Consider the following 17,866-nt stretch of genomic DNA (forward strand, 5'->3'; position numbering starts at 1 on the left):
CGGCGACTTCCCGCGCGGCGGACGAGGAGAGCGTACGGCGCAGGGTACGTGTGGCGCGCGCGGCGAAGGACTCGCCGTGCTGCGGCTTGCTGCGTAGCGATCCGAGCAGCCTCTCGTCCGCTACGGGCCGGGAGTCGGGGGCACTTCGAGGCCGAGGTCCCGGCGAGTGCATGGCCGAAGCCTGCTCCTCCTGACCCAGACAGGGGTAACCGGCCTGCTGCGGCGCGCCGTTGACCCGGACGGCGTCCGGCGCCCGGGGGCCCTCCGCAGGCTGGGCAGGGCCCGGCGCGGGGGAGCGTAGCGCCTGCCCGTCGGCGTCCTGCGTGCCTTGCCGGGCGCCACTCCCCAGGTCGCGCAGCACCTCACCCTGCCAGTCGGCTCCGCTAGGCATGCCTGCCCCTCACCCCCCAACCTGCCGCCCCGCTCGGAGCGCCGGCACGACGACTCAGTACTGTCAGAACTGGTTGAGCAACTGCCCATAGACACCGAACACGCCGAAGGCGAGCGGGAAGAGCACCACCAGGCCGATGGACTCGACCAGATCGCCCGTGCGCCGCAGCCGTACCTGCACATGCTCGGGCACTTGCACGGCCAGGACGAGCAATGGCAGCACCGCGGCCGCGCACAGCAGGGCCAGCGGTCCGACACCTCCCGCATGCTCCATCCACCACATCACCAGGCGCACCACGAGGCACGATGCGGCAGCGAGGAGCGCGACAACCTCAGCGACCAGCGGGAACGCTCGCGCTCGCGACACCAGTACCACGACAACCAGCGCCGCCAGCACCACGGTCCACACGGTCGGCTTCTCCGCCAGCGTGAGCAGCCAGCCGGCGGCGGCTGCCGAAATCGCGGTGACGACCGTCGAGAGGGCAAGGCCGCGGTGCGTCGCCGCAAGCGCGGTACCCACCTGGTGACGGCTGACGGACGCGCCGCCCGAGCGGCGGTCATCGAGCGTGCTGAGCCCCGATGCCATCAGCGCGAGCCGCGGCAGTACGCCGAGCAGCACCAGAGAGAAGACGGCCAGCACGGCACCGAGCCGGGCCGGATCCCCCTGCACCGCGGCCGTCACCTCCCAGACCACGGCGATCGCCGCGGTGGTCACCGCACCGACCAGTCCGCCCTTGCCCAGCGGAGAGAAGTAACCCAGAAACACGAGTGTCACGACCAGCACACCGGCGACGGCAGCGAGTCGTCCGGTGCCTGACCAGCCGAAGGCATCGGCAGCCGTCCACGCCGTGAGGACACCGAGCCCGCCGGAGGTGAGCAGGAGCGCGGTCGCCAGTCCCCGGTTTCCCCGCCCGACCCTGGCGACGAGCGCACCGGCCGCCAGGAGCACGGGCGATACGACTGCCAGGACACCGACGAGGGAGTCGAGCGGGATTTCACGGCGGGCCAGCAGCGCGGCGATCACGGCGAAGGCGACGGCCGCCACACCCGCACCGGCCCGGCGCGCGGCAGGGCGCCAGCGCCAAGCCCGCAGGTCGAGGTCGTCGGCCACCTGATCGGTGACGTCGTGCACAACGGGAGCCGGCGGCGCGGAGTGCGTGGTGACGAGCCGGAGCACGGCGCCGTCGGACACCCCGGCCGACGCCAGCGTGCTGTCGTGCGGCAGGACGGAGCCATCGGACGTCATCAGCTGCCGCGCCACCGGCCGCGGTGCGGGCCGGTCACCCAGCAACGGCAGGATCTCCGGGATCAGCTGGCCTATCGGCGTATCGGAGAGCAGGACGACATCGGCCCGGCGTCGCTCGCCGACCAACGTCACTCGGCTCAGTTGCGCCCGGGAACTTACTCCTCTGCTCACCACTTACCGCAGCCTATCATCGCGGAGTTGACGAACTCCTCGGCCGAAATGGGGCATGTCTCCGTCCTGGCTCCGTGTTCAGGGAACTTTTCCTCCACCACCGGGAACTCTTTCCGAAATCCTCGGAAATGACGTCGGCTCTGTCCGAATTCGGAATGCGGGCTTCTACGATTTCGCGGACCGGGCCGGCTGTTCGTGCTGCTGCATCTGACGCTGCTGTTTCTCCTGCTCGGCCTTCTGTGTGGCCAGCGTGTGCTGAAGAAACGACCACCCCACGCAGCCCGCGCACAGAACGGCCGTGATCGCGACCCCTGCGAAGACCTTCCCCAGCCGTTCGTCCGCCGTGCGGCGCCCCCGCTGCGCACCGAACAACAGGGCATCCCGCATCCGGCGGCGGCGTACCGCCACCGACTCCAACAGCTGACTGTCGTAATCCCGCGCCATCTCGTCGTCCGTCGCCTCAGTCGTCCGTCGCCTCGGCCACGGTGTGCCCCCGGTCCGGCAACGGTCATGCCGGACCGCCACTCGGCAAGCACCGTGGTTGGACGACGATACTCCCAGCCACTGACAACGGCGGGGCCGTCTTCTTGTCGCCCCCGTGGCCGGGTGGGCCTGGGGGCGACATCAGCGCAGCCGTCTCTGGCGCGCAGGAGTACCTGGACGGGCGGTCGGAGTCGCACCGTCCCGGTGAGCAGGGCCGGTTACGCCCGGCCGACTTTTCCGGCCGCCTGGAAAACAAGGTCCAAAGATGGATGGCCTTTGTCGCCGGTCGGGGACGCGTCGGCCGAAGCGGGACTATTCAGGGCTCGGCATTCGAGTTGGTTCGAAAGTCGTGCGGGGCGCGCCTCGCACGGTGTCAAGCAGCCCGGCCCCACCAAGGACCCGGACCGGCAGTCCAGGCCCCGGGCGGATGATGAGCCCGTCCGTTGGTGGGCCAGCGCAAAACTACGGATTTTGCTGGTTGGTTCGCGTGGGTGGCAGCGCGGCTCCTGGCGACCGCGTAGAGCACGGCGGTTATCGCTGCCAGTTCCTCGGGGGTCGCGCGGCCGTGGACGATGCGGATCTCGGATTCGGGCTGCACCGGCTTCTCCTGTGCTTCACTGCGGCTGGTTGCCGTGCTTGCGGCTGGGGAGCGGGGTGTGTTTCGCGCGCAGGACGGCGAGTGCGTCGATCAGGCGGGAGCGGGTCTCCGCCGGGTCGATCACGTCGTCGACGAGGCCGCGCTCGGCGGCGTAGTACGGGTGCATCAGCTCGCGCCGGTATTCCGCGATGCGTTCGGCGCGGGTGCGCTCGGGGTCGTCGGAGGCGGCGATCTCGCGGCGGAAGACCACGCCTGTCGCGCCCTCCGCGCCCATCACCGCGATCTCGTTGGTGGGCCAGGCGAGTGAGAGGTCGGTGCCGATGGAGCGGGAGTCCATGACGATGTACGCGCCTCCGTACGCCTTGCGCAGCACCAGCGAGACGCGCGGGACCGTGGCGTTGCAGTAGGCGTAGAGCAGCTTGGCGCCGTGCCGGATGACGCCGCCGTGCTCCTGGTCCACGCCGGGCAGGAATCCGGGCACGTCGACCAGGGTGACCAGCGGGATGTTGAACGCGTCGCAGAAGGAGACGAAGCGCGCCGCCTTCTGCGACGACCGGATGTCCAGTACGCCGGCGAGCGAGGCGGGCTGGTTGGCGATGATGCCGACGACGTTGCCGTCGAGGCGGGCCAGCGCGCACACGACGTTGGTCGCCCACCGCTCGTGCACCTCGAAGTAGTCGCCGTGGTCGACGATCTCCTCGATGACGTCGCGCATGTCGTAGGTGCGGTTCCCGTCGGCCGGAACGAGGTCGAGGAGGGCTTCGCAGCGACGGTCGGCGGGGTCGTCCGCCGGGGTGACGGGAGGCAGCTCCCGGTTGTTGGCGGGCAGGAGCGACAGCAGGAAGCGCACCTCGGCGAGGCAGGTTTCCTCGTCGTCGTAAACGAAGCTCGCCACGCCGGTCGACTCGGCGTGCACGTCGGCGCCGCCGAGACCGTCGTGGCTGATCTGCTCGCCGGTGACGGCCTGTACGACATCGGGGCCGGTGATGAACATCTGCGAGGTGCCGCGCACCATGAAGACGAAGTCGGTGAGCGCGGGGCTGTACGCGGCGCCGCCTGCGCACGGGCCGAGCATCACGGAGATCTGCGGGATCACGCCGGAGTTGCGCACATTGCGCTGGAAGATGCCGCCGTAGCCGGCGAGGGCGGTGACGCCCTCCTGGATGCGGGCGCCGGCGCCGTCGCACAGGCCCACGAGGGGCGCGCCCGCGGCCTCGGCCATGTCCATGATCTTGTGGATCTTCTGGGCGTGCGCTTCGCCGAGCGCGCCGCCGAAGATACGGAAGTCATGGGCGTAGGCGAAGACGGGACGGCCCTCGACCGTGCCCCAGCCGACGACGACGCCGTCGGTGTGCGGCTTCTTCGCCTCCAGGCCGAAGCCCGTCGCGCGGTGCCGGCGCAACCCCTCGATCTCGGTGAACGTGTCCTTGTCGAAGAGCAGGCCGAGCCGCTCGCGGGCGGTGAGCTTGCCCTTCGCGTGCTGGGCCCGGGTCGCCTGTTCCCCTGGCCCGTCGTGCACCTTCTCGCGCAGGTCGGTGAGTTCGGCGGCGAGCCGTCGTGTGGAGGGGGGTGTGGGCGGGGAGAGGGGATTGGGTGGGGGCGGTGGTGCGGCTGGTGCGGGCATGGTGTGTGCGCGGGGTGCCCCGTCGACGATGGTCATGGACGTCCTTCCCCCGGGGCCGGGCCGGCGGCCGCCCCGGATGTGGCGATGTCGCGGATGTCGGCGAGGAGGCGGGCCTGTTCCCGGCATGCCTCGGCGTCCACCGGGCCGGCGGTGCCGGGGCCACCGGTGCGGACCGCGGTGGCGAACGCCTCCACGGCTGCCGCGACCTGGTCGTGGGCGTCGAGCACCACGGGGGTGGTGGCGCCGGGGTGTTCGACCAGCAGCACGGGGCGGTGGTCGGCGGGCGGGGTGAAGGTGTGCTCGACCCGGATGCGGCCCTTGCTGCCGCACAGCTCGTACGCCGACCGGTAGGCGTGGCCGATGCCGAACGTGACGTTGGCGATCACTCCGTCCGGCGCCTGGAGCAGCGCGGCGCCGGAGGTCTCCACCCGGCGCTCCGCGTCGCGGTGCAGCACCGCACCCGCGACGCGCAGGCCGCCGCCGAGCAGGTGCAGTGCGGCGCGTACGGGGTACAGGCCGACGTCCAGCAGTGCGCCGCCGCCGAGTTCGGGGCGGTAGCGGATGTCGTCGGGCGGCAGTTCGGGGATGGCGAACGTGGCGTTGACCGTCCGCAGCTCGCCGATCTCGCCGTCGGCCACCAGTTTCCGTACGGCGGTGTGCTGGGGGTGGTGGACGAACAGCACGTTCTCCATCAGCACCAGGCCGCGTTCGCCGGCCAGTGCGAGCAGCCGCTCGGTGGTGGCCGGGTCGGCGGTGAGCGGCTTCTCGGCGAGGACGTGGCGTCCCGTGCGCAGCGCCGCCTCCACCCACTCGGCGTGCAGCGCGATCGGCAGCGGTACGTAGACCGCGTCCACGTCGTCCGACTCCAGCAGGGCCTCGTAGCCGGTGAAGGCCGCGCAGCCGTACTGGTCCGCCGTCCGCCGCGCCTTGTCCGCGTCGCGGCTCGCGACGGCCGTCACTTCGGTGCCGGCGGCGGCCGCCAGGGCCGGCAGCATCCGGCGCCGGGCGATCCCCGCGCAGCCCAGCACACCGACGCGGACGGGTGCCTGCTCACTCACCGGCGCCGACTTCCCTCGCGTTGAGGCACGCCAGGAGGGTGCGGGCCTGGACGTTGACGTAGTGCCCGTGCCGGACCAGGGAGGTGAGCTGGGCGGGGGTGGCCCAGCGGAATCCGTCCGGCGGGTCGAGCTCGTGGCCCGGCTCGCCCTCGGCGGTCTCGACGATCAGATAGCGGGCCTCGGCGTTGAGGAAACGGCCGCCCTCCTCGGCGTGCACCGCCTCGTACCGGACGCGCTCCCGGCCGGCGCCCAGCACCTGGTCGAGGTACGGGGGCCGGGCCGCGCCGGGGTGGTTGCCGGGGGTGCACTGGACGGTGGGGCCCAGTTCGACGGTGTCGAGGAAGCCGCCCTCGGCGCGGGCACTGACCAGGACGTGCCGGACGCCGTCGATGGTGCGGGTGAGGAAGGCGCACACGCCGCGGCCCACCGGCTCGACCAGCGGCTGGGTCCAGCGGGCCACCTCGCGGCTGTCCGCCTCGACGCGGACCGCGACGATGTCGAAGAACCTGCCGTCGTCCCGGGTGATGCGGGTGTCGGTGCGGGACCAGCCGGGCAGCGCCGCCAGCGGTACGCGCTCCGCGGTCATCTCGCGCCGCGCGCGCCGTGCGGTGAACCAGGACAGCAGCCCGGTGTCGGAGTGCAGCGCCCGCTCGCGGCCGTAGGCGGTGGGCAGCGTGGCGAGCACCGTACGGGCGTCCATGTTGACGACGTTGTCCCGGTGCAGCAGCGCGTTGAGCTGGCCGAGGGTCAGCCAGCAGAAGTCCTCGTGGAGCGGGACCTCGCCGCGGGCCTCGACGATCATGTTGCGGTTGCTCTTGTGGAAGAACCACGAGCCGTGCTCGGACTGCAGGACGTCGGTGAGCACCCGGCCGAGCCCGGGCCGCAGGAAGTGGTCGACGTACTTCACGTCGGCGCCCTGGTGGGCCTTGGTGTAGTTGCTCCGGGTGGCCTGCACGGTGGGGGAGAGCTGGAGCAGGTGGGGGTTGCCGGGCTCCATCTTGGCCTGCATGAGGAAGTGCGGCACCCCGTCGAACTCCTTGACCAGGATGCCCAGGATGCCGACCTCGGGCTGCTTGATGATCGGCTGGTACCAGTCGCGGTACGGGCCGCTGTCGCTGGTCGCGTGCAGCCCCTCCACGGAGAAGAACCGTCCCGTGCGGTGCACCAGGTTGCCGGTGTCCGGGGCGAAGGACCAGCCCTCCAGGTCGGCGAAGGGGATCCGCTCGACGCGGAAGGTGCCGGCCCGGCCGCGTTCGGCGAGCCAGCCGGGGAAGTCCGCGAGGGCGAGGTGCGCCCCGTCGGTGACCGCGGCCGACCGTGCGAACCGGGCGGACATCCCGGCGTCACGGCGGGCGCTCAGTGTGCGGGGCGGCCGGGACGGCAGGACCGCCGGTTCCAGGAATGCGGTGCTCATCGGCCACCTGCCACGGTCAGTGCCTCTCCGGTGATGTTGCCGTTGGCGGCCGAGCCGAGGAACAGCACGGCCCGTGCCACCTCGTCCGGCGTGGTCAGCCGGGCGGTGGGCGTCGCGGCCACTTCCCGCGCCCGTACCGGCTCCGGCAGGACGTCCAGCACCTGCCGGGTCGCGGTCAGGCCGGGGCAGACCACGTTGACGAGGACGCCGCTGCCGCCCAGGTCCCACATCAGGCTGCGGGCCAGCCCGTGCAGGCCCGCCTTGGCGGCGCCGTAGAACTCCTGGCCGGGGTTGCCGTCGAGCGCGTTGTGCGACGACATCAGCACGATCCGGCCCCAGCCGCGTCTGCGCATGCCGGCCACCGCCAGCTGCGCGGTGCGCACCGCGGGGGCCAGGTTGCTGTCCAGCACCGGGCGCCAGTCCTCCTCGGGCACCTCCTCGAAGCGGGTGCCGGGTGCGCGGCGCGCGCCGCGGCGTACGGCGTTGACCACGAGCACGTCGAGCGCGCCCCAGCGCTCCTCGACGGCGGCCACGGCGTGCCGCGCCGACTCCGGCTCGTCGAGGGCGTACCGCAGGGCGAACGCGCGGTCGTCCGCCGAGCCCAGCTCCGCGGCGAGCTTCTCGGCGCCTTCGCGGTCGCCGTGGTAGGCGACCGCGACGCGCGCGCCCTCCCGGGAGAAGGCGCGGGCGATCTCCTGGCCGATGCCTCCGGTGGCGCCGGTGACCAGGATGGTGCGGCCGCTCAGTCCGAGGTCCATGGTTGTCCTTTCTGGTGTGGGCCTGACGGGCTCGCCGAGCCCGCGTCAGCGGTGGGCGGCGACGAACTCCCGGACGGAGGAGGCGATGTAGTCGATCATTTCTTCCGTCAGCCCCGGGTAGACCCCCACCCAGAACGTCTGCTCGGTGATCACGTCGCTGTTGCGGAGGCTGCCGACGACGCGGTGCGGCTGGTCGACGTAGGCGGGCTGCCGGGTGAGGTTGCCGGCGAACAGGCGCCGTGTGCCGATCTTCCGGCTCTCCAGGAAGTCGACCAGTTCGGCGCGGCTGAACGGCGCCTGCGGGTCCACGGTGAGGACGAAGCCGAACCAGCTCGGTTCGCTGCGCGGCGTCGCCTCCGGCAGCACCAGGTGCGGCACGCCCTCCAGTCCGTCCCGCAGCCGGCGCCAGTTGCGGTTGCGTACCTCGACGAACCGGTCGAGCTTGGCGAGCTGCGTCAGGCCCAGGGCCGCCTGGAGGTCGGTCGCCTTCAGGTTGTAACCCACGTGGGAGAAGATGTACTTGTGGTCGTAGCCGGCCGGCAGCGTCCCCATCTGGTACGAGAAGCGCTTGAGGCACTTGTTGCTCTCGCCCGGCTCGCACCAGCAGTCCCGCCCCCAGTCGCGCAGCGACTCCACGATGCGGGCCAGCGCGAGGTTCGAGGTGAGCACGCAGCCGCCCTCGCCCATCGTGAGGTGGTGCGCCGGGTAGAAGCTGACGGTGGCGAAGTCGCCGAAGGTGCCGGTCAGTTGACCGACATAGGTGGCGCCCACCGCGTCGCAGTTGTCCTCGATCAGGAACAGGTCGTGGTCGACGGCGAGCTGGGCGATCTCGGCGACCGGGAAGGGGTTGCCGAGCGCGTGGGCGATCATGATTGCCCTGGTCTTCGGCCCGATGGCCGCGGCGACGCGTTCGGCCGTGGTGTTGTACGTGCCCAGTTCGACGTCGACGAAGACGGGGACGAGCCCGTTCTGCAGGATCGGGTTGACGGTGGTGGGGAAACCGGCGGCCACCGTGACGACCTCGTCGCCCGGGCGCAGCCGCCGGTCCTGGAGGTGGCGGGAGGTGAGCGCGGTCAGCGCGAGCAGATTGGCCGAGGAGCCCGAGTTCGTCAGGTGCGCCTTGCGCCGCTTGAGGCGGCGTGCGAACCGCGACTCGAACCGGCGGGAGCTGGGGCCGGCGGCGATACGCAGGTCCAGCGCCGCTTCCACGAGCGCCACCCGGTCGTCCTCGTCGAGTACGGCGCCGGAGGGCCAGATCTCGGTGACACCGGGCACGAACGGCCGGTCGTTCTGCTGCTCCTGGTGGTACTTGCGCACCTCGTCGAGCACAAGCTCCCGATGATCACTCATCTCCGTTACCTCCGTGATCGGTCCGGCACGGCGCCCGCGCCCGTCCTGCCGGATCCTGCTCCGGCGGCCTTGAACGTTCCTAGACCGGCGACTGGGCCGCGGGGCAGTGGCCACGGCGGCGCCCTTCCGGCCCGGCCGTCTCAGCCCGCGGCCGGGGCGCGCAGCAGATCGCCGAGGCTCTGGTCGAGACCGCGGCGCGGGCGCCAGGAGAGCTCCCGGCCGGCCGCTCCCACGTCGAGCAGGTACGCCCCCGTGTCGCCGCGCGGCGCCTCGCCGTCCCCCTCCTCGACGAGCTCCACCGGCAGCCCGGACAGCTCGATCATCCGCCGTACGAGACCGCGTACGGCGACGGTCTCGCCGCGCCCGATGTTGAACACCCGGCCCGGCCGGTCCCGTACCGCGGCGTCGCACGTCGCGGCCCTCAGCACGGCCTCGGCGACGTCGCGGACGTCGACGTAGTCGCGGTGCGCGACGAGCGGGGTCAGGCGCAGCGCAGGGGCCCGGCCCGTTGCCGCCGAGGCCGCGCGGGCAGCGGTGAGGTGCCCGGCGACCATGCCGGGCAGGCTGGCGGGCGGGGCGCCGGGGCCGACCATGTTGGCGACGCGCAGGACGACCGCGGTGAGTGCGCCGGCGCCGGCCGCGTCGAGCAGCGCCCGGGTTCCTTGCAGCTTGGTGTGGCCGTAGTGGCCACCCGTGGCGGGTGGCCGGTCCTCGGTGAGGCGCGTGCCGTCGGGTACGGACCCGTACTCGTAGACGGAACCCAGCTGGACCAGGCGGGGCCTGCGCCTTGCCGGGAGCAGCGCGACGGCGTCGGCCAGCTTCGCGGGCAGTGCGGCATTCAGCAACGACAGCTGGTCGCCCGCCGTGTTCCACACCGCGCCCGCCGCGTTGACGACAACGGTCGGCCGGGTGTCGCGCAGGAGGGCGGCGAGCGACGCCACGGACACTCCGCAGAGGTCCAGCCGGCGGGCGCCGGGAGCCCGTTCACTGCGAGCGACCCCGATCACCGGTGTGCCCGCCGCCTCGAACGTCTCGCGAATATGGCGCCCGGCGAACCCCGTACTGCCGAGCACCACCGCCCGTGCCGCTTGCGCTGCCGATCGGTCGGCGGTCACGTCTCCCCCTCTTGATGCGGTCGGAACAGAAGCGCCGACCGGCCCGCCACGTCGGTCGTGGCGGCCTGTCGGCGCTCCGTATGCCTGCCCCGGGTGTCCTGCCTGCCCCGGGGCGTATGGATGTGGTTCCGCTGTCGGCGGTCCGCGGCCCGGTCAGGCCGCCTCGGTGCCGGTCCGCTGCGGCGGCGCCGGGTGGGAGCGCCGGGCCGCCTCGTCCTCCAGCAGTTTCTCCGCCTTGTCGTTGACCTTGCCGCCGACGATGGCCAGCACCGCGATGGCGCCGAGCAGGATGACGTTGGACATCCACACCATGGTGTCCACCGGCAGGGTGTAGGCGCCCACCACACGCAGCACGCAGTCGCCGAGGAGCCCGATCCCCCACACCAGGGTCACCTTGGAGATGCCGCTGCGGAACTGCGGCGAGGTGTCCCGGAGGTGCTGCCAGGCGGCGTCCTTGACGGGGTCGCCCTTGGTCATGAACGGGCGCATCGCGCTCGCCATCAGCGGCTGCGGGGTGAACGCGGAGACCAGGAGGGACAGCCCGACGAGGCCGGTGCCCAGCGACTCCTTGGCCAGCATCAGCCGCGCGTCGCCGGTGATCGCGCTGATCCCGGCGCCGACCAGGGTCACCACCAGCATCAGGATCGCGAGGCCGTTGATCCGGCGCTCGGTGACCAGGCCGAACAGGGTGCGCACCGCGGGTACGAGGCCGCTGATGACCAGGGATTTCACGGTGCTCAGATGCACGAGGTCGCTCAGGACGTAGAACAGCGCCAGCGGAACGGCGACATCGATGATCAGAGGGCGGAGGGCGGCACCGAGCCCGCTATTCGGCGTCGGCGCTTGCGGCGTCCGGCCGCCGGCGGTCGCGGCTTTCCTCATGGGGGTCTCCTTGTTCACATCGCCTGGGGTCGCAGGGGCACGATGGCAGCCCTGGCTTGAGCGGGGGTTGAGCGGTGGTTCAGGACGGGGCGGCGGCCGTTCCGGCGCTGCGGGGCGGGCCGAGGGGGAAGGCGTCGAGCGCCTTCAGGGGGTAGGCGTCGGTGCCGAAGCCGAGACCGGCCGCCTCGGGTACGAGGCGCAGCAGTTTGGCCGTGGAGACGCAGTGCCGGGCGCCGGCCGACCGGTACTCGCGCCGGGCCCGGGTGCCGAGCCGGTGCTCCAGCCAGTCCACGATGCGCTCGACGGGAACCGCGCTGCCGGAGGCCACGTTGACCGTCTCGCCGCGCAGCCGGAGGGCGAGCAGCCGGTCGATGACGGTCAGCGCGTCGTCCACCGCGATCAGGTCACGGCTGGCGCCGCGGTGGATCTGCACGGCGCCCTCGCGCACCTGGCGTGCCAGCACCGGCAGCAGCTGGTGCGGTGGCTGGCCGCGTCCGACCAGGTGGGCGAGGCGGAGTACGAGGAAGTCCGCGCCGGAGTCGGCGAGCTGCCGCTCCATCGCCAGCTTGTGCCTGCCGTACGGCGTGCAGGGCTCGACCGCCATGTCCTCCGCGGCGCGCCCCGCCACCCGCCCGTACATGCCCGTGGAGGCGGTGGAGAAGAACAGCAGGCGCCGGCCGGTCGCCGCGCAGCGGTCGGACCACTCGCGCAGCAGGTCCGACTCGCGCCGGAAGTCGGCGGCCGAGGTGCCGCTCGCCCACGAGACGCCGGCGGCCAGGACGACGGTGTCCGGATGCCGGTCGGCCAGTGGTCCGAGGCTCCGGGCGAGAAACCCGCTTCCCACGATGTGCATGCTGAGTCCTGTCTCGGAGGGAGGGGGACGGGTGGGGGAGGGACGGGCGACGGGCGCGCAGGTGCCGTCCGGGCCTCAGGCCGCGGCGGTGCCGGGCGCGGACGCCGGACCGTACGCCGCCGTGTCGCCGGCCGTGGAGACGGGCGTGGAGGCGGGCGTGGAGGCGGGCGTGGCCGGAGCGGGACCGGGCCGGATGCCGAGCGAGTCGAGGGCCGGTCGGGGAGGCTGCGCAGCGAGGTCGGCGCCGGACGCGGCGACGTAGCCGTCCGGACGTACCAGCAGCCAACTGCCGGGCGCGGCCCGCAGATCCGCGCGGAGACGGCCTTCCGGGTCGGCGAGCGGCCGGAGGCCGGGCGGGCCGTCGGAGTCCGGGCCGGGTACGACCACGCGGACCCGCACGGTGCCCGCGTACTCCTCGGCGAGCCGGCTCAGCGCGTGGTGGTCCGTCTCGCGGGCGAAGGCGAGCAGTGTCCAGCCGCTTTCCCGCAGTTCGGCGAGGAGTTCGCGCCAGCCGGTGGAGCGCTCCGTGCCCGCGGCGGTGACCCGGGAGAGCCGCGAACCGGGTGGCACGGTGCCTACGGCCGTGCCCTCCGCGCGCAGGGTGACCGGGCTGTCCTCGTAGCGCAGGTCCAGCGCGGACATGCCGCCCATGATCTTCCGCTCGATCCTGCCCTTGAGCGGCGGCAGACAGCGTACGAAGGTGAACAGTCCGCGCAGTGCCGCGGCGGCGTAGCGGTTCTTCAGCTGCACCAGCACCGTGGCGAACTTCGTGGAGGCGAGCAGGCTCGCGCCGACCGGGACGCGCTCGGCGCTGTAGGAATCGAGCAGCGCCTCACCGGCCTGGCCGCGGATGACGGCGGCGAGCTTCCAGGCGAGGTTGTAGGCGTCCTGGACACCGGTGTTCATCCCCTGGCCGGAGGCGGGGCTGTGGACGTGCGCCGCATCACCGGCGACGAAGCAGCGGCCCGCCCGCATCTCGGGGATCATGCGTTGCTGGATGGTGAAGACCGAGACCCAGGTGGGGGCCTCGACGGTGACCGCGGTCCCGGTACCGGCCCGGATCTTGCGGGCGAAGCGCCTGGCGATCGCCTCGTCGTCACCGTGGTACGTCGCGTCGCGGGTGTCGAGCAGCCGCCACTTGCCGGGCTCGGGGAACGGCACCAGCATCACGGTCCCCTCCGGCGTGCGCATCCAGTGGATGCTGTCGCGCGGCAGGTCGCAGTGGACGACGGCGTCCGCGATCAGCCAGGTCTCGCTGCTGTCGCCCCGCAACGGCAGCCCGAGCCGCTTGCGCACGGTGCTGTGGCCGCCGTCGGTGCCGACCAGCCAGCCGGCCCGTACCGTCTCCGTGGTGCCGTCGGCGTGCGCGAGCAGCGCGGTGACGCCGTCGCCGGTGTCCTCGAACTCCGTGAGCCGGGTGCGCCATTCGACCTCGACACCGCGCCGGGCGGCGGCGGTGCGCAGCACCTCCTCGGTGACGACCTGGTCGACCATGAGCGTGAAGGGGTGGCGGGTGGGCAGCCGGCTGTAGTCGGTGTCGAACCGGATGAGCCTGCGGCCGTTCTGGTGCAGCGTGAAGTGCTCGACGCGTTGCCCGCGCGGCAGCAGGTCGTCGAGGACGCCCATCTGCTCGTACGTCTCCAGCGAGCGCGCGTGCGTGGCGAGGGCGCGGCTGGTGGTGGCCGGGCCGTCGGCGGCGTCGACCAGCCGTACCCGCACGCCGTGCCGGGCCAGTTCGTGGGCGGCGGTCAGGCCGACGGGGCCGGCGCCGACCACCAGCACGTCGGGGGCGTTCTGCGGCGCCGGGCGCTCGGCGGTCATCCCTGCTCCTTCCCGGTCCGGCTCTTGACGGGCTTCCACCAGCCGGGGTTGTCCCGGTACCAGGCGACGGTGTCGGCGAGGCCCCGCTCGAACGGGATCAGCGGCCGGTAGCCGAGCTCGTCGCGGATCTTCGACTCGTCGAGCGAGTAGCGCAGGTCGTGGCCCTTGCGGTCGGCGACGCGGCGCACGCTGCGCCAGTCGGCGCCGGTCAGCTCCAGCAGCTTCCCGGTGATCGCGCTGTTCGTCTGCTCGTTGCCGCCGCCGACGTTGTAGACCTCACCGGCCCGGCCCTTGGCCAGCACGAGCTGGATGGCGCGGCAGTGGTCGTCGACGTGCAGCCATTCGCGGATGTTGTCGCCCGCGCCGTAGAGGGGGACCTCCAGCCCCTCCAGCAGGTTGGTCACGAAGAGCGGGATCAGCTTCTCCGGGTGCTGGTACGGGCCGTAGTTGTTGGAGCAGCGGGTGATCGACACGTCCAGGCCGTGGGTGCGCCAGTAGGCGCGGGCGATCAGGTCGGATGCGGCCTTGGAGGCCGCGTACGGGGAGTTGGGCAGCAGCGGCCACTCCTCCGTCCACGAGCCCTCCGCGATGGAGCCGTAGACCTCGTCGGTGGAGACGTGCACGACGCGCTGCACGCCGGTGCGCAGGCACGCGTCGAGGAGAGTCTGGGTGCCGCCGACGTTGGTGCGGACGAACTCGGCCGCGGATTCCACGGACCGGTCGACGTGCGACTCCGCGGCGAAGTGGACGACCGCGTCGTGGCCGGGCAGTAGCTCGTTCAGCAGTCCGGCGTCGCAGATGTCGCCCTGGACGAACTCCAGCCGCGGGTGCGCGGCCGGGAGGTTGTCGCGGTTGCCCGCGTAGGTCAGCTTGTCCACGACGGTGACGTGCGCGCCCTCGTAACCGGGATGGCCGTCGGCGAGCAGCGTACGGACGTAGTGGGAGCCGATGAATCCGGCGGCGCCGGTGACCAGGAGCCTCATGCCGCGACCTCGATCTCGGTGTGGTCACCGACGACGAGCCGGTGCTTGCGGATGCCGTTGTCGCCGCTGCTGACGGCGGCGGAGCGCCCGATGACGGAGCCGTGCACGGCGTGCACGCCGGAGACGGAGGCGCCGTCCAGGGCGATGGAGTAGTCGATGTGGGTGCCGCGCAGCCGTACGTCCCGGCCGATCGCGGTGTGCGGGCCGATCCGGCTGTCCGCGACGAGGCTGTCGGCGCCGACGATCGCCGGGCCCTCGATGAACGACCGCACGATGCGCGCCCCCGGGGCCACGACGACCGGGCCGATCAGCACGGACTCCTCGTCCACCGTGCCCTCGACGGAGCGGACCAGGTGGTCGAGGAGCTCGCGGTTGCACTCCAGGACGTCCTCGACCCTGCCGGTGTCCTTCCAGTAGCCGGTGTACTCCTCGGCGCGCACGTCGGCGCCCCGGGCGACCAGCCACTGCACGGCGTCGGTGATCTCCAGCTCGCCGCGCCCGCTGGGCCCGATGGCGTCGGTGGCCTCGTGGATGGCGGGGGTGAAGAAGTACACGCCGATCAGCGCCAGATCGGTCCTGGGCTCCTCCGGCTTCTCGACCAGCCGTTCCACCCGGCCTTCCGGGCCGACCTCGGCCACCCCGAAGGCGCGCGGGTCGGCGACCCGCTGCACCACCACCTGTGCGGCCGGCCGCACCCGGCGGAACCGTTCGGCGGCCTCGGCGACGCCCTGCGGCAGCATGTTGTCGCCGAGGTACATCACGAAGTCGTCGTCGCCGAGGAAGTCCCGGGCGACCTGCACGCAGTGCGCGAGCCCGCGCGGCGCGTCCTGCCGCAGGTAGGTGAGGTGCAGACCGAGGTCCGCACCGTCGCCGAGCACCGCCCGGATCTCCGGCTCGCGCTCGCCGACGATGATGCCGACCTCGGTCACGCCGATGGCGCGGATGTTGTCCAGCACGTGCTCCAGCACGGGCTTGTTGGCGATCGGGATGAGCTGCTTGGGCATCGAATAGCTGAAAGGACGCAGGCGGGTACCCGTCCCGCCGGACAGCACCAGAGCCTTCATCGGGGGCTCCTCTCCTCACCGTGGATCTCTGTGGATCTGTCTGTGTCTAGGGGACGTACGGGGTGTGTGGGGTGTGTGGGGTGTGTGGGGTGTGCGGGGTGTGGGGGACGTACGAGATTGTGCGCGGTGCCCGCGGCGCGCGGCTGGGGCGACGATGGGCGGTGCCGGTCGAGGACCCCTCGATTCCGGCTGCCCGCCGGAAACCGTCACGCCGCCTCCCGTACGGGGACGGAACGGGCGGCCGGGGCCAGCGCGGCGAGCAGCTTCTCGAAGCGGTCCGCGGCCTCGGCCAGCCGCGCGGACACCGCCGGGTCCACCTCGCGCCGGCCGTCCGGCCCGCGCCGCGCTTCGTTGCTCGGTACGAAGACCGCGCCGGTGATGGCGGCCGGCCGCATCGAGGCCAGCACGGGCCGCAGGCCGTAGTCGATGGCGAGGGTGTGGGCGGGCGAGCCGCCCGAGGCGAGCGGGAGGACGACCTTGCCCTCCAGCGCGTACTGCGGGAGCAGGTCGAGAAACGCCTTGAGCAGGCCGGAGTAGGCGGCCTTGTAGACGGGGGTGGCCAGCACGACCGCGTCGGCGGCGGCCAGCCGGGCCACCGCGTCGGCGATCGCGGGATGGCCGGTGTCGGCGCCGAGCAACGCTTCGGCCGGCAGGTCCCGTACGGCCAGGGTGTCCACGCGGTGGCCCGCCGCGCGCAGCCGCCGGGCGGTGAGGGCGAGCACTTCCTGCGTGAAGGAGGCCGGGGAAGGGCTGCCGGAGACAGCCATGATGGTCGGCATGGTGGGCCCTTCTGCGGTCGGCCGGCGCTGTCGGGGCCGCGCCCGCCGCTGGTCGGTCCGTGTGGTCAGACACCGGCGCCCGCGCCGTCGCGCGAAGCCGCGGCGAAACGCCCGCTGAGCGCGCCGACGTGCTCCAGGGAGGCGAGCACCTGGTCCGGGTCGCCGACGAAGTCGACGAGGCAGGCGATCTCGTCGGCGCCGGCGGCGCGGACGCGCTCGGCGACCGCGGCGGCCTCGTCGACGGAGCCGATGAGGGAGTTGCCGGACAGATAGCGGTTGACGGCGAGGTCGGCGAGCTTGCGGCGGGCCCCCTGCGCGGCCAGCACGTCACGGCCCGGCTTGCCGCCGCTCATCCGCCCGCCCGCGCCGACCGCGCTCGCCTCCAGGTCGATGGCGGTGAGCAGGTAGTCGCGCAGCCAGGCGCCGCCGGTCGCGCGGGCCTGCCCGGCGTCCTCGGCGAGGTAGGTGTGCATCATCACGGTGATCTTCCCGGGGCCCGCCCAGCCGTGTTCGGCGCGCGCGGCGCGGTAGACCGAGACCTTCTCGGCGAGGGAGTCGGGATCCTGGTTCTCCAGGTGGGTGAGGACGTTGCAGCCGAGCCGGCCGGCCTCGCGGAAGGTGCCCTCGCTGCGCGAGGCGGTCACCCAGATCTCCAGCTCCGGCTGCACCGGCCGCGGGAAGATCTCCAGGGTGACGTCACCGCCGAGCGGGCCGGGCCCGGTCCAGGTGCCGTCGCGCCACGCCGCGCGGATCGCGGTGACGTCGGCGGTCATCCGCTCCCGCCGCCCCTCGTACCGGTCGGGGGCGAGCACGAAGTCGTTGACGTTCCAGCCCGAGCCGACCGAGATCGCCGCCCGGCCGCCGGACAGGCCGTCGACCATGGCGAAGTCCTCGACGACGCGGGCGGTCGGGTGCAGCGGGGTGACCACGCTGCCGGCCCGGATCTGCACCCGCTCGGTGACCGCGGCGATGGCCGCCGAGGACACCGCGGGGTTGGGGAAGGCACCGCCGAAGCGGTGGAAGTGGCGCTCCGGGGTGGAGACGAAGGCGAGGCCGAGCGCGTCGGCGCGGCGCGCGCAGTCCAGCATCAGTCCGTACGTCTCCCGCACCCGGTCGCCCAGCGCGGCGAAGAAGAACACGCCGAAGTCGAGCCTTCCGCCCCCGCCGGGTCCGCCCCCGTCCTGAATTCGCAGCATTGGCCGCCTCCATGAGGCCGGCGGAGCACCGCCCGGCCTCGGTCGCGTCGTCAGTGGTGCCCGCACCCTGGTCCGGCGTGC

General features: G+C 72.7%; 16 protein-coding genes and 1 pseudogene. All 17 read right to left on the minus strand.

Annotated features, from left to right (window positions below):
• Positions 1 to 391 (minus strand): annotated as a pseudogene (locus tag IH45_RS1000000148750) (MinD/ParA family protein); the annotation flags it as partial.
• Between the two features lie 63 nt (positions 392 to 454).
• Positions 455 to 1,768, minus strand: coding sequence for a type VII secretion integral membrane protein EccD (eccD, locus tag IH45_RS0117740; protein ID WP_394298681.1), 1,314 nt, complete (start codon positions 1,766 to 1,768; stop codon positions 455 to 457).
• Between the two features lie 204 nt (positions 1,769 to 1,972).
• Complete coding sequence (locus IH45_RS0117745) at positions 1,973 to 2,251, minus strand: hypothetical protein (protein WP_030668649.1); 279 nt, start codon at positions 2,249 to 2,251, stop codon at positions 1,973 to 1,975.
• Between the two features lie 412 nt (positions 2,252 to 2,663).
• Positions 2,664 to 2,888, minus strand: coding sequence for an acyl-CoA carboxylase subunit epsilon (locus tag IH45_RS1000000146560; protein WP_078897624.1), 225 nt, complete (start codon positions 2,886 to 2,888; stop codon positions 2,664 to 2,666).
• A gap of 16 nt (positions 2,889 to 2,904) precedes the next feature.
• A complete protein-coding gene (locus IH45_RS0117750) occupies positions 2,905 to 4,548 on the minus strand; it encodes an acyl-CoA carboxylase subunit beta (protein WP_030668652.1) in 1,644 nt (547 codons plus the stop codon).
• A complete protein-coding gene (locus IH45_RS0117755; protein WP_050514935.1) occupies positions 4,545 to 5,570 on the minus strand; it encodes a Gfo/Idh/MocA family protein in 1,026 nt (341 codons plus the stop codon). Before IH45_RS0117755 ends, IH45_RS0117750 begins: the two co-directional genes overlap by 4 nt.
• Entirely contained in the window at positions 5,563 to 6,984 is a 1,422-nt protein-coding gene (locus IH45_RS0117760) for an NDP-hexose 2,3-dehydratase family protein (protein ID WP_030668661.1), read from the minus strand. The genes IH45_RS0117755 and IH45_RS0117760 overlap by 8 nt, the downstream gene beginning before the upstream one ends.
• Entirely contained in the window at positions 6,981 to 7,742 is a 762-nt protein-coding gene (locus IH45_RS0117765; protein WP_030668664.1) for an SDR family NAD(P)-dependent oxidoreductase, read from the minus strand. Before IH45_RS0117765 ends, IH45_RS0117760 begins: the two co-directional genes overlap by 4 nt.
• 45 nt (positions 7,743 to 7,787) lie before the next feature.
• A complete protein-coding gene (gene rfbH, locus IH45_RS0117770) occupies positions 7,788 to 9,092 on the minus strand; it encodes a lipopolysaccharide biosynthesis protein RfbH (protein ID WP_030668666.1) in 1,305 nt (434 codons plus the stop codon).
• A gap of 140 nt (positions 9,093 to 9,232) precedes the next feature.
• Entirely contained in the window at positions 9,233 to 10,207 is a 975-nt protein-coding gene (locus IH45_RS0117775) for an NAD-dependent epimerase/dehydratase family protein (protein WP_032917713.1), read from the minus strand.
• A 153-nt stretch (positions 10,208 to 10,360) separates the two neighbouring features.
• Positions 10,361 to 11,089: a VC0807 family protein gene (locus IH45_RS0117780; protein ID WP_050514937.1), complete on the minus strand. Its 729-nt coding sequence runs from the start codon at positions 11,087 to 11,089 to the stop codon at positions 10,361 to 10,363.
• Positions 11,090 to 11,168: 79 nt separating this feature from the next.
• Entirely contained in the window at positions 11,169 to 11,942 is a 774-nt protein-coding gene (locus tag IH45_RS0117785; protein WP_030668676.1) for an NAD-dependent epimerase/dehydratase family protein, read from the minus strand.
• 75 nt (positions 11,943 to 12,017) lie between these two features.
• The gene (locus IH45_RS0117790; protein WP_063763011.1) at positions 12,018 to 13,763 is read right to left on the minus strand and encodes an FAD-dependent oxidoreductase; all 1,746 of its coding nucleotides are present in this window, start codon (positions 13,761 to 13,763) and stop codon (positions 12,018 to 12,020) included.
• A complete protein-coding gene (rfbB, locus tag IH45_RS0117795) occupies positions 13,760 to 14,746 on the minus strand; it encodes a dTDP-glucose 4,6-dehydratase (RefSeq protein WP_030668680.1) in 987 nt (328 codons plus the stop codon). The genes IH45_RS0117790 and rfbB overlap by 4 nt, the downstream gene beginning before the upstream one ends.
• Positions 14,743 to 15,810: a glucose-1-phosphate thymidylyltransferase gene (locus IH45_RS0117800; RefSeq protein WP_030668683.1), complete on the minus strand. Its 1,068-nt coding sequence runs from the start codon at positions 15,808 to 15,810 to the stop codon at positions 14,743 to 14,745. Before IH45_RS0117800 ends, rfbB begins: the two co-directional genes overlap by 4 nt.
• A 206-nt stretch (positions 15,811 to 16,016) precedes the next feature.
• Positions 16,017 to 16,589, minus strand: a complete 573-nt coding sequence (gene ssuE / locus IH45_RS0117805) for an NADPH-dependent FMN reductase (protein WP_032917714.1) — start codon at positions 16,587 to 16,589, stop codon at positions 16,017 to 16,019.
• A gap of 65 nt (positions 16,590 to 16,654) precedes the next feature.
• The gene (locus IH45_RS0117810; protein ID WP_050514938.1) at positions 16,655 to 17,785 is read right to left on the minus strand and encodes a MupA/Atu3671 family FMN-dependent luciferase-like monooxygenase; all 1,131 of its coding nucleotides are present in this window, start codon (positions 17,783 to 17,785) and stop codon (positions 16,655 to 16,657) included.
• Positions 17,786 to 17,866 lie beyond the last annotated feature (81 nt).

Origin of the sequence: Streptomyces rimosus subsp. rimosus, from assembly GCF_000720725.1 — a bacterium.
GTDB lineage: Bacteria > Actinomycetota > Actinomycetes > Streptomycetales > Streptomycetaceae > Streptomyces > Streptomyces rimosus_A.

Excerpts from the sequence above, each read along its gene's own strand:
- rfbB (WP_030668680.1), bottom strand. The coding sequence starts at position 14,746 with ATGAGGCTCCTGGTCACCGGCGCCGCCGGATTCATCGGCTCCCACTAC.
- IH45_RS0117765 (WP_030668664.1), bottom strand. The coding sequence starts at position 7,742 with ATGGACCTCGGACTGAGCGGCCGCACCATCCTGGTCACCGGCGCCACC.
- IH45_RS0117785 (WP_030668676.1), bottom strand. The coding sequence starts at position 11,942 with ATGCACATCGTGGGAAGCGGGTTTCTCGCCCGGAGCCTCGGACCACTG.
- IH45_RS0117780 (WP_050514937.1), bottom strand. The coding sequence starts at position 11,089 with ATGAGGAAAGCCGCGACCGCCGGCGGCCGGACGCCGCAAGCGCCGACG.
- IH45_RS0117800 (WP_030668683.1), bottom strand. The coding sequence starts at position 15,810 with ATGAAGGCTCTGGTGCTGTCCGGCGGGACGGGTACCCGCCTGCGTCCT.
- ssuE (WP_032917714.1), bottom strand. The coding sequence starts at position 16,589 with ATGCCGACCATCATGGCTGTCTCCGGCAGCCCTTCCCCGGCCTCCTTC.
- IH45_RS0117760 (WP_030668661.1), bottom strand. The coding sequence starts at position 6,984 with ATGAGCACCGCATTCCTGGAACCGGCGGTCCTGCCGTCCCGGCCGCCC.
- rfbH (WP_030668666.1), bottom strand. The coding sequence starts at position 9,092 with ATGAGTGATCATCGGGAGCTTGTGCTCGACGAGGTGCGCAAGTACCAC.
- IH45_RS0117750 (WP_030668652.1), bottom strand. The coding sequence starts at position 4,548 with ATGACCATCGTCGACGGGGCACCCCGCGCACACACCATGCCCGCACCA.
- IH45_RS0117790 (WP_063763011.1), bottom strand. The coding sequence starts at position 13,763 with ATGACCGCCGAGCGCCCGGCGCCGCAGAACGCCCCCGACGTGCTGGTG.
- IH45_RS0117810 (WP_050514938.1), bottom strand. The coding sequence starts at position 17,785 with ATGCTGCGAATTCAGGACGGGGGCGGACCCGGCGGGGGCGGAAGGCTC.
- IH45_RS0117745 (WP_030668649.1), bottom strand. The coding sequence starts at position 2,251 with ATGGCGCGGGATTACGACAGTCAGCTGTTGGAGTCGGTGGCGGTACGC.